Source organism: Chryseobacterium paludis, assembly GCF_025403485.1.
GTDB classification, from domain to species: domain Bacteria; phylum Bacteroidota; class Bacteroidia; order Flavobacteriales; family Weeksellaceae; genus Chryseobacterium; species Chryseobacterium paludis.
On the sequence record NZ_CP099966.1, the window covers coordinates 4,783,100 to 4,798,343 of the forward strand.

The 15,244-nt window shown below is 32.9% G+C and carries 17 protein-coding genes; 10 read left to right on the top strand and 7 right to left on the bottom strand.

The features are described from left to right. The first annotated feature begins 4 nt into the window (after positions 1–4). The 9 genes from NG806_RS21750 to NG806_RS21795 all read left to right on the top strand — a co-directional run bounded on the left by NG806_RS21750 (position 5) and on the right by NG806_RS21795 (position 6,449). A complete protein-coding gene (locus NG806_RS21750; protein WP_261511321.1) occupies positions 5–601 on the top strand; it encodes a hypothetical protein in 597 nt (198 codons plus the stop codon). Between the two features lie 520 nt (positions 602–1,121). Next, complete coding sequence (locus NG806_RS21755) at positions 1,122–1,361, top strand: hypothetical protein (RefSeq protein ID WP_261511322.1); 240 nt, start codon at positions 1,122–1,124, stop codon at positions 1,359–1,361. A 92-nt stretch (positions 1,362–1,453) separates the two neighbouring features. Continuing rightward, positions 1,454–2,110 (top strand): hypothetical protein, encoded by a 657-nt coding sequence (locus NG806_RS21760; protein WP_261511323.1) that lies wholly within the window; start codon positions 1,454–1,456, stop codon positions 2,108–2,110. A 241-nt stretch (positions 2,111–2,351) separates the two neighbouring features. Next, the gene (locus NG806_RS21765) at positions 2,352–2,834 is read left to right on the top strand and encodes a hypothetical protein (protein ID WP_261511324.1); all 483 of its coding nucleotides are present in this window, start codon (positions 2,352–2,354) and stop codon (positions 2,832–2,834) included. A gap of 938 nt (positions 2,835–3,772) precedes the next feature. Further along, a complete protein-coding gene (locus tag NG806_RS21770; protein ID WP_261511325.1) occupies positions 3,773–4,060 on the top strand; it encodes a hypothetical protein in 288 nt (95 codons plus the stop codon). A gap of 351 nt (positions 4,061–4,411) precedes the next feature. Further along, on the top strand, positions 4,412–4,729 hold the full coding sequence (locus NG806_RS21780; protein WP_261511326.1) for a hypothetical protein: 318 nt from the start codon (positions 4,412–4,414) through the stop codon (positions 4,727–4,729). Between the two features lie 76 nt (positions 4,730–4,805). Continuing rightward, positions 4,806–5,156 carry a hypothetical protein gene (locus NG806_RS21785; protein ID WP_261511327.1) on the top strand — a complete coding sequence of 117 codons (351 nt, stop codon included), beginning with the start codon at positions 4,806–4,808 and terminating at the stop codon, positions 5,154–5,156. Between the two features lie 142 nt (positions 5,157–5,298). Continuing rightward, positions 5,299–5,661: a helix-turn-helix domain-containing protein gene (locus NG806_RS21790; RefSeq protein WP_261511328.1), complete on the top strand. Its 363-nt coding sequence runs from the start codon at positions 5,299–5,301 to the stop codon at positions 5,659–5,661. A 251-nt stretch (positions 5,662–5,912) separates the two neighbouring features. Further along, entirely contained in the window at positions 5,913–6,449 is a 537-nt protein-coding gene (locus NG806_RS21795; protein ID WP_261511329.1) for a hypothetical protein, read from the top strand. A 137-nt stretch (positions 6,450–6,586) separates the two neighbouring features. Here the strand turns inward: NG806_RS21795 and NG806_RS21800 are convergent, their stop codons facing one another. The 7 genes from NG806_RS21800 to tsaE form a co-directional block, all read right to left on the bottom strand. Next, positions 6,587–8,866: a cation:proton antiporter gene (locus tag NG806_RS21800; RefSeq protein ID WP_214826461.1), complete on the bottom strand. Its 2,280-nt coding sequence runs from the start codon at positions 8,864–8,866 to the stop codon at positions 6,587–6,589. A gap of 99 nt (positions 8,867–8,965) precedes the next feature. After that, positions 8,966–9,355 carry a hypothetical protein gene (locus tag NG806_RS21805; RefSeq protein ID WP_261511330.1) on the bottom strand — a complete coding sequence of 130 codons (390 nt, stop codon included), beginning with the start codon at positions 9,353–9,355 and terminating at the stop codon, positions 8,966–8,968. A 108-nt stretch (positions 9,356–9,463) separates the two neighbouring features. Beyond that, on the bottom strand, positions 9,464–10,174 hold the full coding sequence (locus tag NG806_RS21810) for a LytR/AlgR family response regulator transcription factor (protein WP_261511331.1): 711 nt from the start codon (positions 10,172–10,174) through the stop codon (positions 9,464–9,466). Beyond that, a complete protein-coding gene (locus NG806_RS21815; RefSeq protein WP_214826458.1) occupies positions 10,152–10,922 on the bottom strand; it encodes a histidine kinase in 771 nt (256 codons plus the stop codon). Before NG806_RS21815 ends, NG806_RS21810 begins: the two co-directional genes overlap by 23 nt. 25 nt (positions 10,923–10,947) lie before the next feature. Next, positions 10,948–11,319 carry a hypothetical protein gene (locus NG806_RS21820; RefSeq protein WP_261511332.1) on the bottom strand — a complete coding sequence of 124 codons (372 nt, stop codon included), beginning with the start codon at positions 11,317–11,319 and terminating at the stop codon, positions 10,948–10,950. Further along, positions 11,319–12,512, bottom strand: coding sequence for an alanine dehydrogenase (locus NG806_RS21825; RefSeq protein ID WP_214826454.1), 1,194 nt, complete (start codon positions 12,510–12,512; stop codon positions 11,319–11,321). Before NG806_RS21825 ends, NG806_RS21820 begins: the two co-directional genes overlap by 1 nt. A gap of 70 nt (positions 12,513–12,582) precedes the next feature. Continuing rightward, complete coding sequence (gene tsaE / locus NG806_RS21830) at positions 12,583–12,990, bottom strand: tRNA (adenosine(37)-N6)-threonylcarbamoyltransferase complex ATPase subunit type 1 TsaE (RefSeq protein WP_214826452.1); 408 nt, start codon at positions 12,988–12,990, stop codon at positions 12,583–12,585. Between the two features lie 195 nt (positions 12,991–13,185). Between tsaE and dnaG the strand changes: the two genes are divergently transcribed. Next, positions 13,186–15,168: a DNA primase gene (dnaG, locus tag NG806_RS21835; RefSeq protein ID WP_214826450.1), complete on the top strand. Its 1,983-nt coding sequence runs from the start codon at positions 13,186–13,188 to the stop codon at positions 15,166–15,168. The last annotated feature ends 76 nt before the right edge of the window (positions 15,169–15,244 follow it).

The following is a 15,244-nucleotide window of genomic DNA, read 5'->3' on the forward strand; positions in this document are numbered from 1 at the left end:
AATCATGAAAAAAAAAATTAACCTATGTTTCATTTTAATGTCAATTTGTATTTTTTCACAAAGTAAATCAGGTGTATATTCATATAAAGCACCTCATTATTTTGAAAGTATAAATTTATTAAAAAATGGAACTTTTAAATATTACAAAAAAACAGAATTTTTAAAAGAGGAAATATTTGGAAATTGGCAGCTAAGAAATGATAGTATACTCGTATTAGATAGTTATCCTCAAAAGTCAAAATTAAACGTTATTGAAGGATTAATAAAGAAAAAGAGGACCATTATTCATGTTAAAGATTTTAGTGACAATCCGTTTCACTATTATTTATATTCAATATCAACTCAAAATGACACAATTATTTATAAAGATCAATTTGAAACAACTATCATTAAGGAGAAGCCTATTTCTTTTTATTTAATAAGTTCAGAAGGTTTACATTCTCCTGTTTATAAGATCAAAGGAACAAGAAGTAATTTTTTCGATGTAAAATTTGAACGACAAAGGATATTTGAAAATGAGCAATGGAAGTTTTTAGAAAATAGTTTAATTCCCTTAGGTCTAGATGGTAAAAATTCAAATTATAAATTAGTAAAAGAATAACCTACGCTGCCGCACGAATCGTTTCGTGTGGCATTTTTTATTAGCGATACAAAATTTATAAGTTATTGATTAATAAGAACATGTAAATTATTACTTTCGATAGGCTTCTTATCATCACTGATAATGTATGCTCAAAAGGACATTGAGTATAAATTTTTAACTAATAATCAGTACAAAAATAAAATCTACGAAAAGTTTGAAAGGCAGGAAGGTGATAAAATTTATGTTTGGCATAATGAAGAACAGGCATTTGAAAACGATCCATCGACAGCATTTACCGAATATTACTTACAGATAGATTGTAAAGCTAAAACTAGTGTTTTAAAAACCATAATTTAAAAACTAAGTTTCTAAAGTTATTGAAAAAGTATTACAGTTGAAAAAGTAAAAAAGACATTTTAAAACAAATGTAAGTTTGTAATCTTTAGAAAAAATATAATTGTAAAATCTATTGATTTTATGATAATTGTGGAAAAGTCTTCTTTTGAATAAGGGAGACTTTTTTTTACATTTACATATTATGAAATATGATAATGACTATATTAGAAAAGAAGCTGATGACAAACTGAAAGGTAAATTCAGAAATCTTTTTATGCAAAATAATATAAAGTTAAAAGAACATTCGGGTTCAGCAGGAGAAGATAATGGAACAAACTTTTATTTTGACGTAACAAATGAAAATGAGGAACATATTTTTTTCATTATAAATCAGAATAAAGGAACTTGTACGGATTTACAGATTAAGAATGAAGAGATATAAATTTTGGTAAAATATATCACAGAATTAGTCTAATAAACGCAATCAACTATTATACTGAATTTGACGAAGCAATAATTTTCACGATATGTGATTTGGCAAATAATAATATTTATTGGTATGATATACAAAATGATATTATTTTAAGAGACAGGATTTTAGAGCAAAAAAGTAATGATATTGACGCTAGTCAAATATATATACCAACGGAAAATATTTTGAATGAGAGTACATTTAATGATTTTCTTAATAAGATTGAAAATGCGAAATTAATTCAAATTCGAAAGAAAAATATTTTAAATGAAAATTACGAAGCTGATTATTCCAAAATAGAAACTGAAATAAGTGAAAAACGTACTATTGATAAAATTGATTATACATTAAATTTATTTGAAGGAATAAAGGTTTTTCCTACAAAAGTAATTTGTAAATTATTGTCTTTTGGTGAATCTGACGATAGTAAAAGCCACATAAGTGGATTTAGTTTTTACACTTATAATGAAGAGTTCTTTAGTTTAATGGAAAAAGTAAAATTGTCAAATAACCAATTTACATTAACAGATAATGAATCATTTGTCAATAATCAAAATGAAAAAATAAAAAATATAGTTTCTTTTTTACTAATAAATCATATTCACCATATCTGGTGGAGAGGAAAAGAACAAAAAGAACAGATTTGTGTACATAAGTTTCATTATAATAAATGTAATTGTGAGAGATGTAGTTTAGGAAGATGTAAAAAAGTATTTTAAAATAATAGTATGAAAACTTACGACCTTAATTTTACCCCTTAGAGGTCATTGAACTTTTTATTTCCAATATTATATATGAAATTTAATGGCACAACAGAATTTTAAAATCGTCGAAACAAATTATAATCTTAATGATTATGAGTCAATTAGAAAGGATTTACTAAATTTTGAATTTTTTAGACAAAATCTAAATACACATAGAACCTGTACTAAACACAAGGCAAAAGATGAATTTAGAGTTATGGCGAATGATAACAAGAAATTCTTTTTAATGATAGATAATGAGGAAAATGCATTAGCTTTTTTAAATGCCGATGAAGCACTTGATTATGGATTATTGGAAACGGACTTTCAGGAGGAGATAGAAAAAATCACTTCAGAAAACATTGAGAAAAAAGCTGAAGAATTTTTAAACCGCTTTAATAAAAAATTCCAACTTGATGTCAATTATAATCCAAGCGAATCAGATATTGAGGAAATCGACAGGAGAGTAAAAAAGACTATCTGGGATAAGGAAAATCGTTTTCTATTAAATTTTTACATGATGGCGGTAACCAAAAGAAAATTCAATTTTTCTGAATGGAAGTTTGAAAAGATAAATACTTTTAATCCTTTTTATATTCCTCAATACGTTAGAAGGAATGGTTCTTTTAACACTTATTACGGTATTTTAAATCCAAAGTCAAGAAAATACTTTGATTTCAAACAGTATATAGGGCTATAAAAGATATTAATTGCCACAAAGCAGGCGATAATATATTACAGAAGAGTGACGAGGGTTTTAAAGACAAACCGAAATTTAAAATTATGTATATACAAAATATAGAAAAGAAATATGAGATAATTACTAAAAAAAGAGCCCACGCCGTTGTATATACTATTAAGTATTCAGTGAGTGTTCATGACCGCAACTTGTGGATGTACAAGTACCCTCGTAATTTTTTTCCAGTTTTCCAATGATTAATTCGATACCAGCCATTTCTGCTTTGTATTTTATTTTGGTCTGCAATTCCTATCTTCTCTTCCTGATTTTTAAGAATAAGTGTGCCCGGCTGTTGTTTGATGCAGAAATCGATATGCCTCCTGCTGTACAAATGAAGCCCATGACTTACATACCTGCTTTCCAAATTCTCTGTTTTATAAAGAGCCCTTTGTTTCTGTTAGCTCTTTTCCGGAACGTGCATAGGCAATGCCGGTTTGAATCCTTTTTCGACTTGCCTGCATAATCACCTGGGTGGGTATACAAAAACAGAGACAGAACTTTATTTTGCAGGGTACCTAAACAGTACAAAGTCTATCATAAAAGGCTTTCTATAGATATAGAAAGCATCATCACTCAGACATTTAAAAGAAAAAAAAGCGGACAACTTGGTGGCTTTTATTAATAAATATAGGGACAAATCCGGGACTGCTTTTCACAAACCCCAATTAGCTTATTATTTTGTAAGTCTCTCTTAAAATCTTCCTAATGCTGGTGTATTCTATGACAAATTTTAATGAAACATTTTTAAATATAAATTGATCTATAAGGGCTCTCATAATCTTGAGGTTTTTTTAATTATAAAATTTGAGACATTTATAGCCAAACAATACTACATTTTACTTTCTACATTCATTAAAGCCTTATTGCTTTATAACTTTATTCACTTATGTAATGAAAAAATGGAAAAAGAAAATAGTGTAAATGATAGGGTAGAAAAAGTAAAAGATACTTTACTGGTATTAAACAATACGATCAATACCATCGGACTTGTTCAGGGTGTTGATAAAGAAGGCAATCTCAAAGAAGTTTTACCTAGAAATACAGATTCCCAACAAATGATCAGTATTGATGCCGATGAAGGCTCATTCACCAGTTTCTTTACGGATTTTTACAGTCAGCTTAAAAACCCTTCTGATTTCTCCCCCTTGCTGGCGCGAGCGTCACGCTCGTGTCCGAATAAAGATTAATCTATAAATAAATCCGGGAAGGTATACTTTCTCGGATTTTTATTAGCTATGTTTTTAGAATTATACAAATACTATTTCTTTAGAATTAAGTAATATTAAAGGTTTTTGAACAAAAATTAAATTACACCCATCAGAATCCTATTGAACGTGGTTTTGTAACAGAGCCTTATGCATGGAAATATAGTAGTGCAAGAAATTACTATAATGATGATCAGGAAATTTTGGAAATAGAGTTAAATTTGTAATTAATGAATAGGCAACGAGCGTGACGCTCGCGCCAGCGTGGGGAGATAATAGTAAATAATCTAGATTTCAAATACAATCAAGAGCATCATTATGGAAACCAATAAAATGATAAACCAATTAAATTTTTTATTTGAAAGGTTAGACTTTAAAACAGTATCAACTTCAGATAATAATGATTTTAGAACATTAGCGCATAGTTTCTTCACACAGATAAACAAACTTAGAGATGAAGGCTTGATTTTAAATGATGATTTTAAAAAATTGATCAATGATAAACATATTGAATATGATGATGATAATTATGGAAGTGATCCACTTTTTGAAGAAAGAATGCAGCATATTCTCTCTGAATTAACAGGATTCTGCTCACCTCCTTGGTTTTGGAGCACGCCATTTGATGAATATCTGGCTAATAAATGGTAATATCAGGTCGATTTTGTTATTGATATAAGTTCGTCTCTTAGTAATGGGAAAAGAAAGATAGATAAACTATAATCTTATGAGAAAAATAAAAATAATTACGAATACTATATCTATTTTATTACTAGCATATCTACTGGTGGATTTAGTTTTCTTTAGAATAAACACAATGCCTATTCTAACTCAAATCAAGCATGATGATTTTATTAAAGAAGCTGAAAATATAAAGGATTTAGCTAAATCTAAAACGGAACTAAAAAAATGGATCAATGAGAGATATCGTTCTGCGTATTCGCAGAATGATTTAAATGTGAGATACCTCTATATTGTTGTTTCCTTATTTTTAATAAATGTTTTTAACACCTTATTTAACGGTAGAAATAAGCATAAATATACGGAATCCAAAAAAGTGAATAAGTTTTCAAGATAAGTAGAATGGGAAGGGAATGAGCATGACAATGTTTCTAAGTTTTTAACAAAGGAATATTTATTTTTAGGGTAGTTAATAATCCACAATAAAACGACAAACCACAATTTTCTTTATATTTGTACAAAGCACATTTAAGATCACTATGGAAAAGCTAAAAAGTCTAAGAAAGCAAAGAGGATATACTCAGGAATACATGTCGAACATCTTATCAACAGATGTTTCTAATTACTGCAGAAAGGAAAATGGAGATGTGAAAATATATGATGATGAATGGGAAAAACTGGCTAAAGCTTTAGAAGTTCCAGTGGAAGAAATTAAGGAAGAAAGAACTCCTGCTGTAGTGCAGAATAATGAAAACTTTAGTGATAATGCTGCAGGGATAAATTACAATTACTATAACGTTCCCAATCAGATCATGGATAACCTACAGGATTATATTAAAATGCTGAAAGAACAGGTTGAATTCCTGAAACAGGAATTGGAGAAATCGAGATCTGAAAAATAATTTGTTATTAAAATAACTGATCATAAAACAAATGCTGCTTCATCATGGAGTGGTATTTTTTGTTAACTATATTAATGTGTTTTAATTATGGCAAAATAAACCGATTCAAAAAATTTTCCTCAATTTATTGCTCGGAATAATAAAACACAAAGTTTGCTAACAGTTCAAGAAGTCTTTAACCTCATTAAAGAAGAAAGAAAATTTCTAGGCAATTATGGGTATTAAAAAAGCTACGTAAAAAACAAATAATTATGAAATATTCAATCTTTTTTTTACTGATTTTACTAATGAGTTCCTGTGCTTCATATGTAGATATATCAACGAACAGTATACATAACGACAGTATGATATTTGAGTATGGTAATAAAGAAAATAAGTTTGGGTATACAAGTAAGGTAAATGCTTCCACAGATCATGAAATATATTATACAACTAATTTTTCAATAATTTTACCCAAAGGGATAATAAATTGGACAATGAATAATAATAATTTTTTCTTTGAATATGATAATAAGCAAATCATATACATATATTCTGCTTATAAAAATGAAGGAAATGAATCTGATAATTGGAAATTATCAGAAGTCGAGTTAGGTGAATTGAAAAATTATTTAAGCGATTACTGGGATAAGAGAGGGTATAAAGAAAAATATCTATTGAAAGAGCACGTTGGAAGAATATCCAAAGTTTATACAAATGGGAAATATAAAATATTGCTTTATAATATAAAAAGTGAAAGATTCTCTATATTTATTCAGAGCGCAAAAACATTTACTACAAATTTATAAATATTAAGAAACAATCTCGTTTTTAGAGCAATTCCTCTACGCCACTAAGCAGTCTATCATAACCAAACAAAAAAGACCAGCTTTCAAAAGCTGGTCTTTTAATACCTGTATTCTCATACAGGTAACGATCAAACAAATTATGGATTAGATATAATAAGAGCTGAAGGAATATCGGATAACCAGATACTTTTGGTATCGATCAATCCTTTCCAGCTTTTACTGCTGATGAGCATAAGATCCTGGGAATTTAAAAATTCTTTTTCGATCTTTTTCTCGTTATATAAAGTGATGTGATTGGGTGCAACCTGTTCGATGCTTCTGATGAGTTCTTTCACTTCAATATTATTGCGGATCTGTCCTGCGACATCCAGAATAATGATCTGTGAATTGTTATTGTTGATCAGTCTTTTAGCATATTCCAATAAATAGAAATCGCTAAGATTGAAGATCGGAACAAATACTTTATCAGCGCTTTTGAAATCTTTTTCTACAAGGACACCGACTGGAATGTTGGTCTTATCTAAAATCTGTAAAGTAAAATCGTCAAAAGGAGAGTTGTTGAAAATATAACCTTTTCCTTTTACGGTATTCAATAATTTTTCAGGGTTAATGATTTTCGTTGTGAAACCTAATAACCTGCCCAATAAACTTCCTTCATACATCGATTTCCCAAGCATGATCAGAAGAAGGTCATAATTGCCTTTGTTGGAGATGCTGGTAAGGTCATTTTCAATATCTGTAGAAGCTTTGAAAAGGGTAGTTACTTCCAATTTCAGGTCATGGGAGGTTTCTATGACATTCTTAAACTGTTCATTCTCATATTCATTGATCTCATAAGCGTGCATTTCTTCCACCGGAGCGATATTCATTGCGGTAATACTTTTGTTACCATTCATTTTATTGGTGAAATCGTGGGCAAGCTTCAGTAAAGTACTTCCTGATTCAGGATTATCGAAAGAGAGTAAAACACGATACTTGGAATCATTATGCTCCTGAGGTATTACTTCATCCTTTTTAGATTTAAAAACATAATTGATGAAATCCAATGCCGGACCAGTCATAAAAGTGGTAAATAATGCCATAATGACTAGCATAGCGAAGATCTCAGGACCTAATACCCCAAGGTCATATCCAATGTTCAGGACGATTAATTCCATCAATCCTCTGGTGTTCATTAATGCACCGATCGTTAAACTTTCCTTCCAGTTGATGCCAAGGAATTTAGCGGCCAATGCACTTCCTGCAAACTTACCGGCAACGGCAATCAGAATAATAAATCCTGCAGTCATCCAAAGGTGACCATCGTTTAATAATCCTATTTGCGTACGAAGTCCCGTAAATACAAAGAATAAAGGCAGTAAAAGAACCAAAGCAACATCTTCTACTTTATCGATAAACATCGTACGGAATTTAGCATTTTCAGGCATGATCGCTCCCGCCATAAATGCTCCGAATAAAGCATGGATTCCAATAACTTCCGTCACATAGGCAGAAAGGATAAGGGTTAAAAAGAAGATGGCAACCATCGGCTTATTGATGGTGTTTTTACCAGCCTGTAAATCTCCTATCCTTTTAAGGAAAGGTCTTACGATTTTGATCATGAAAAATACATATCCGATCGCCATTAAGATCACATAGATGGAACTGGCAAAAGAACCAGCTTTTACAATAGCGATCACTGCGGCAAGGATACACCATGCGGTAATATCATCGGCTGCAGCACAGGTAATAACGATGGTTCCCAGTTTTGTTTTCTGAAGGTTTCTCTCCTGAACGATCCTTGCCAATACCGGAAAGGCCGTTATACTCATCGAAATAGCAATGAATAAGGCAAAAGAGGTAAACTGAATACCATCCGGAGCGAACTCCTGATAGATATAATAGGAAAGACCGATACCCAATGCAAACGGAATAATGATACTTGCATGACTGATCACAACAGCATCATGAGCCTTTTTTCTCAGAACGCTAAGGTCAAGTTCCATTCCAACGATATACATAAACAGGATCAATCCGATCTGACTTAAAAACTGTAAGTTACCCAATGATTCTTTTGGGAAAAGGAAACCTGAAAAATCAGGAAAATACATTCCCAGTAATGAGGGGCCTAAAACAATACCTGCAATCATTTCTCCGATTACGGTAGGTTGTTTTATTTTCATACAGATCCATCCGAATAATCTGGCTACCAGGATAATGGTAACGATCTGAGCCAGCAGAAGGGCTAATGGATGATGAAGATTTGTTTTAAAGGCTTCTACAAAGTTATCCCAGGTAGATCCTGTATTGGTTTTTACAACAAGGTTTTCTTTTACCTCCAATGTCTGTCCTTCAATAATGAAGTAGTACATCAGGCAAGAGAAAACAGCAATCGTGGTTGCATAAAAAATTATATTTCTGTATTTCCCCCAATTCATAGTACCGTTATTTTAGTGTAAATTTCTAAAGAATATATGGATAGTAGATATTTTTTTTCGCAAAATGTAATAAATGCCATAAATAATGTAATGAAAAATCTATTTTAAAGAATATCCTAAGCCAATACCCATTTTCCAGCTTCCATTTTGTGTGGAGGTCTTGGTGTTATAATACACAGGAATCTGAAGGGCTATTTTTTTATAGACAAAGGTAAGACCTGCTCCAAGATTGGGAGTGATCAAATTGTTTTTTGTGCCTTCTGACTTGTCTTCTTTTATTCTCAGGGATGGAAGCATTCCCAGGATAAATTTTGTGTTGCGCCAGGTAACATTGATATTAGGCCCTGTAAAGTTGATGAATGCCCCATGATCTACATATCCTGCTACTGCCACTCCGTCAAAAAATGCTGCTTTAACTTTAGGAGCAGATTCCTGAGAAAAGCAAAAGCCGGATATGAGAATTCCACATGCATAAAGAAGTCTTTTCATTATCAAATCATTTAATCAGATGCAAAAATACATCGACAAAACGTTTTAAATAGGGACTTGTAATGAAACGGCTGAATTCTGCAGTGAAAACCAAATTCTTTGAAAGATCTACTTTCCAAACATTTCCATTAAAGAATTTTTGTAGGTATCTCCAATTTGCAGTTTAAGGAAATTATCGTCTTCTGTTTGCATCGTTGTAATAATTTCGTTGGTTGAAAATACTTTTATGGCAGACAGTGCAATGATCTCTTTTTTGTTGACCTGGGCAAAACCTTTAGCGGGAAGCATTTCCAAAAGATTTTTGAAATTAAGGTTTTTCAAAACGATATTCGTACCGTCATTGAGGACAATATCCTTATCACGGCTGTCAATCTCGGACGTTTTGATATAAGCGATCTGTTCCGTGAAAATAATGGTTTTCCCAATATTGGTATTCCACTCGATAAAGTCTTTTTTCTGTGGAGCAGCAACCAGCTCTTTTGCTTTTTCAAAAGCTTGTATCAGTCTTTCTTTTTTGATCGGTTTCCGTACGTAGTCCACCACATTAAGGTCAAAGGCTTCAGCAGCATATTCCTTATAGGCAGTGGTAAAAATGATTTTTTTTGAATCAGAGATGAGTTCCGCTACCTGAAGACCTGTCATTCCAGGCATTTCAATATCTAAGATGCAAACATTGCAATCGATGGAGTTGATTTCACTGAGAAAGATCTTAGGGTCGTTGAACGCCTTTACGACCTCTACATTATCGATCTGTTCGCATAGAAGTTTTAAATAACTTATTGCCAGCAATTCATCATCAAGAATAACGCATTTTATCATAGAATTCTCCTAAATTGATTTGTAATTCTGCGGTGAAGATACCGTTTTTTGAACTTTTATGAAGCTGATAGTGGGTATTGTAAATCATTTTCAATCTCTGATCTAAAGACTGACTTCCAAAACCGCTTTTTTCTTTTTCTAAAACCGTTTTCAGGGAAGCTTTATTGCTTACCTTCATTGTATAGATGCCATCTTGAAGCTCCAACTGAATGGATATAAATGAATCCTGAGCTAAGAAATCGGTGTGTTTAAAAGCGTTTTCAATAAGATCAACAGAAATGAGCGGGGCAAAAACCTTCTCCTCAAAAATACGATCCGATTTATCGATTTTAGATTTGATTCTAAAGTCAAAAAGAGGGTTGATCTTGATCTTATTGATTTCAATAAGGCTCAATGCAAAAGTGAGCTCTTCCTTCGGGCTTACAAATTTGTTGTTGCTTTCATATAAAATATAATCCAGAACGTTCGCCAACTTGTCCAGAGACATGTAGGTCTGATAGGCATGTGACTGAACTGAATTAAGGATGTTTTTAAACAGGTGCGGATTAAGCTTGGTACCGATATGTTCCAGCTGAACCTCATTCAACCGTTGTTCGATTAATTTATTGGTTTCAGAAAGTTTGGTATTCCGCTGTTTGTATTTTTTATTCTGACCAAACAGATAAATGCTTACCGTAAGAAAAAAGAAAATGGCAAAAACTCCAATGAATATCAGATAATCATGAATCATATAGTAGTTGCCGTCCATTACCGTTTTCTTTGAATATAATTGTTTATTTCAATTTTTTCAGGCCGTTCAACATAAGGGTTTCCTCACATTTTTCGTACTCTATTTCGTAGGTAGGATTCGTTTCAGGATAAACCAAAATATAGCTCGGACAAGGTTTCTTCTGAGCGTGGCTTCTATCAAAATCCACCTTTCCTTTAGTGATGATGCTGTCTTTTAAAAACTTTTCATCAATCTTATAGGTTTTCATTTCAGTGGTGAAACTTTCAGAATACTTAAAATCCTTTGAAAGTGATTCAGCGATCACACGGCTGTTGGGTAGATAACCTGTACAGCTTGCGCCTTTCTTGTTTAAAATAAAAAATACAATGATAAGCCCCGGAATAAGGCCTACTAAATAGAACTTCAGTTTTTTCATTAGAAAATTAAAAGATTGATATCATGATAAGTAAGTCCGAAACGGTCGCAGATAATTTTTTTGGTATGTCTTCCTTTATACATATAAAGACTCTGCTTCATTTCATTTTTGCGGATCAGCATGTTTTCGAAACCACCTTCTTCGTCGTAATTTAAAATATAAGACAGGAAGAAATTAGAAATAGCCTTTGTCGTTGTTCTGGGCATTTTTGAAGTCAGGTTAGGAAGTCCGCAATGGATAACACCATGTTTGATAATATAAGGCTCTTCCATAGTAGTAAGCTCTGATGTCTCGATTACTTTACCATTATCAATCGTAATATCAATGATCACACTCCCTTTTTTCATTTTCATCACCATATCTTCGGTAACGATAGGCTGCATATTTAATCTTGGAAGCGCTCCGATCACAACATCGGCACGTCTTAATGCTTTGCCAAGTTCTTTAGGATCGATAATAGAGGTCGGAACTCTGCTGTCAACTATCGTGTGAAGTCTTCGTAATTTTGAAAGTGAGTTGTCAAAAACCCTTACACTTGCTCCAAGTCCGATGGCAGCTTTTGTAGCAAACTCACCTACGATTCCTGCACCGAGAATAAGAACCTCTGAAGGTCGCACCCCAGTAATTCCACCTAACATTAATCCATTGGACAATGCCAGTAATTCTGAAGCATATAATATAGAAACAGTTCCGGCAATTTCACCTACCAATCGTACCAAAGCAAGCTGTTTATATTCATCAATGATAAACTCGAAAGCTATAGCATTGATTTTTTTCTCAGCCAGTTTTAAGAAATATTCTTTTTCTCTTAAATTGATCTGAAGAGCAGAAACCAGATAGGTATTAGGCTTCATAAAATCAATTTCCTCCTCTGTAGGTGGATTGATTTTTAAAATTAAATCCTGTCCGAAAGCTTCTTTAGGATCCGTAGTGATCTTTGCCCCTGATTCAGAATACTGTAAATCTGTAAAAAAAGAACCTTCTCCGGCTCCGGCCTCAATGATGATCTCATGACCGTGATCTACCAATACCTGTACTGCATCTGGTGTTATACAGGTTCTTCTTTCGTGAAGACACGTTTCTTTAGGAATACCAATGCTAAATTGTTTGCCCTTTTTTATAACTTCCAATTTTTCCTCTTTCGGCATTAATTCTTCTTCAGTAAAAGGAGTGAAAATATTTGTAGTACTCATTCTTTACATTAATTATGTCTTACAGATAATTGTTTTACAATGAAATTTAGTAAGCAAAGATACATAATATTTACTCGAATGTAATTTCTCTGTTTTCTCCGGTATTCAGAATGCTCATACTATGATATTTTAAACCATACAGCTCTTCTTCATACACTTCAGGCCATTCTATAATACATAAAAAAGCATTGTCAAGATATTCTTCAATACCAATATCGTAAACCTCTTCAATATTTTTTAACCGGTAAAGATCGAAGTGATATACCTTACCTTTCGGTGTATTGTATTCATTGACGATAGAGTAAGTAGGGGAGTTAACCTCATCCTTACTTCCCAGGTTTTTAAGCAAAAACTGGGTGAACGTTGTTTTTCCGGCTCCCAGATTTCCTTTTAAAAGAAAGATGTTATGCTGCAACTGAGGGACGATCTTCTCGACAATGCCCTGCCAGTCTTCGAGACTTTTTATATGAAATTCCATGAAAGTAATTTGTTGCAAAAATAGGAATTTTTGGATTGTTTAGATGTGATAGAATGAGAGCGTTTTAAGGTTTGAAAGCAGTGGATAATAATGGAAAGTTAATGACAGGGTTTAAAGATTGAATTTCGATTAAACTAAGTCTAACATCTAACTTCTGATACCTAACATCTACTTAAATTTCCTTATTTTTACATCATGATTTCCAAACAGACCATAGATAAGATATTCTCCACAATCAGGGTAGAAGAGATTGTAGGAGAATATGTGCAGTTGAAGAGGGCAGGGTCGAATTACAAGGGGCTCAGTCCCTTTCATGAAGAAAAATCTCCCAGTTTTGTTGTTTCTCCCAGTAAGCAGATCTGGAAAGATTTCTCAACCGGAAAAGGAGGAACTGCGATTTCTTTCCTTATGGAAATCGAAAACTTTACCTATCCTGAAGCACTTCGCCATGCAGCAAAGAAATATGGAATTGAAATTGAAGAAGATCAGCGGGAGTTTTCTGAAGAAGCTAAAAATGCACAGTCTGAAAGAGACCTGCTGTATAAAATTCATGAAGTTGCGAATGATTATTTTCAGAATTTTCTTTGGGAAGCTGAAGAAGGTAAATCAATTGGTTTTGCCTATTTTAAAGAGCGTGAGCTAAAGGATGATATCATCAAGAAATTCCAGCTTGGATATTCTCCGGAACAGAAAAATGCTTTTACAGCGTATGCTTTAGAAAAAGGATATGCTAAAGATATTTTAGAGAAATCAGGACTTTCAATTTTCCCGGAAAATGCTCCGAATGGTATTGACCGCTTTCGTGAAAGAGTAATTTTTCCTATTCATAGTTTTTCAGGCCGGGTACTGGGTTTTGGAGCAAGAATTCTTAAGAATAATGTTAAAACAGCCAAGTACCTCAACTCTCCGGAAACCGAGATCTATCACAAATCAAATGTTCTTTATGGTTTAAATCAAAGTAAACAGGCGATTTCCAGAAAAAACATCTGTCTTCTGGTAGAAGGATATATGGACGTGATCTCACTTCATATGTCGGGGATTGAAAATGTCGTGGCAAGCTCAGGAACTTCTTTGACGACAGAGCAGATCAAACTCATCAAAAGGCTTACAGAAAATGTAACCATCCTTTTCGACGGAGATAACGCAGGGATTAAAGCCAGTTTCCGAAGCATCGATATGTTGCTTACGGAAGGAATGAATATTCGTGTATTGTTATTCCCGGAAGGGGATGACCCCGATTCTTTTGCCAGAAAGCATCCGCAGGATTATGTGGAAAAGTTCATCGAGAATGAAGCGATGGATTTTATTGATTTTAAAGCTGAAATACTTTTAAAAGAAGCAGGAAACGATCCCATTAAAAAGGCTGAAGCAATCAGGAATATTGTAAAATCAGTAGGATTTGTTCAGAATGCTCTTAAAAGAGAAGTTTATTTAAAAGAGGTTTCCAATAAGTTCGGACTTTCTGAACAGAGTTTATTTAATGAGCTGGATGTTCAGCGTCAGATCACTCAGAATCAAACCCAGCACGTTCAGCAACAGAAGGAACATACTCCCATAAAGATGGATCTTGTGCCTCTTGATGAAGACAAAGGTGATCCCTTTTTATATGATGTCCTGTTTATGGAAAGTAAACTTGTTGATCATATGCTGATGTTTGGCGATATTGTTTTAAAACGAACTGATGACAAGGATCAGGAGTACCAGATTACAGTGATTGAAGAGATTCTTCATCATTTTGAGGAAGAACAATATGAGTTTTTAGTGAAGGGAAATGAAATCATCATTAATCAGGTAAGAGAGGGGATTCAGCAGGATGAGCTTAGAAGTGGAAACTTTTTTGTAACTTTTATGAACGAAGAAATTACGGCTAAGGTTGTAGATGCATTGATTCCTTTAGATGAGCTTGAAGATTGGGCCTCCAGAAATATTTTTCCACCCAATTATGGTGATAAAGTGGCAGAGCAGATCAAAGGAGACGTATTATTACATAAATACAGATATATCGATTATCTGATCAAAGAAACAGCAAAGGAACTTGATCAGCATAGTGGTACTGATGAAGAGAAATATTTTGAGTTGATTAAAAAGATCACCTTACTGAAACAGGCTTCAATGAAACTCAGCGATATGATCGAATATTCACCTATTAAAGGTATTTATAGAGACCGAAAGAAGTAATATTCAGACAAACTGTAGATGGATAGATGAGGTATTCCTGACAAAAAGTCCTATAAAATTTTAGGAATAAAAGTTG

Excerpts from the sequence above, each read along its gene's own strand:
- NG806_RS21780 (WP_261511326.1), top strand. The coding sequence starts at position 4,412 with ATGATAAACCAATTAAATTTTTTATTTGAAAGGTTAGACTTTAAAACA.
- NG806_RS21755 (WP_261511322.1), top strand. The coding sequence starts at position 1,122 with ATGAAATATGATAATGACTATATTAGAAAAGAAGCTGATGACAAACTG.
- dnaG (WP_214826450.1), top strand. The coding sequence starts at position 13,186 with ATGATTTCCAAACAGACCATAGATAAGATATTCTCCACAATCAGGGTA.
- NG806_RS21825 (WP_214826454.1), bottom strand. The coding sequence starts at position 12,512 with ATGAGTACTACAAATATTTTCACTCCTTTTACTGAAGAAGAATTAATG.
- NG806_RS21805 (WP_261511330.1), bottom strand. The coding sequence starts at position 9,355 with ATGAAAAGACTTCTTTATGCATGTGGAATTCTCATATCCGGCTTTTGC.
- NG806_RS21815 (WP_214826458.1), bottom strand. The coding sequence starts at position 10,922 with ATGGACGGCAACTACTATATGATTCATGATTATCTGATATTCATTGGA.
- NG806_RS21785 (WP_261511327.1), top strand. The coding sequence starts at position 4,806 with ATGAGAAAAATAAAAATAATTACGAATACTATATCTATTTTATTACTA.
- NG806_RS21820 (WP_261511332.1), bottom strand. The coding sequence starts at position 11,319 with ATGAAAAAACTGAAGTTCTATTTAGTAGGCCTTATTCCGGGGCTTATC.
- NG806_RS21765 (WP_261511324.1), top strand. The coding sequence starts at position 2,352 with ATGGCGAATGATAACAAGAAATTCTTTTTAATGATAGATAATGAGGAA.
- NG806_RS21770 (WP_261511325.1), top strand. The coding sequence starts at position 3,773 with ATGGAAAAAGAAAATAGTGTAAATGATAGGGTAGAAAAAGTAAAAGAT.
- tsaE (WP_214826452.1), bottom strand. The coding sequence starts at position 12,990 with ATGGAATTTCATATAAAAAGTCTCGAAGACTGGCAGGGCATTGTCGAG.
- NG806_RS21810 (WP_261511331.1), bottom strand. The coding sequence starts at position 10,174 with ATGATAAAATGCGTTATTCTTGATGATGAATTGCTGGCAATAAGTTAT.
- NG806_RS21750 (WP_261511321.1), top strand. The coding sequence starts at position 5 with ATGAAAAAAAAAATTAACCTATGTTTCATTTTAATGTCAATTTGTATT.
- NG806_RS21800 (WP_214826461.1), bottom strand. The coding sequence starts at position 8,866 with ATGAATTGGGGGAAATACAGAAATATAATTTTTTATGCAACCACGATT.
- NG806_RS21795 (WP_261511329.1), top strand. The coding sequence starts at position 5,913 with ATGAAATATTCAATCTTTTTTTTACTGATTTTACTAATGAGTTCCTGT.
- NG806_RS21790 (WP_261511328.1), top strand. The coding sequence starts at position 5,299 with ATGGAAAAGCTAAAAAGTCTAAGAAAGCAAAGAGGATATACTCAGGAA.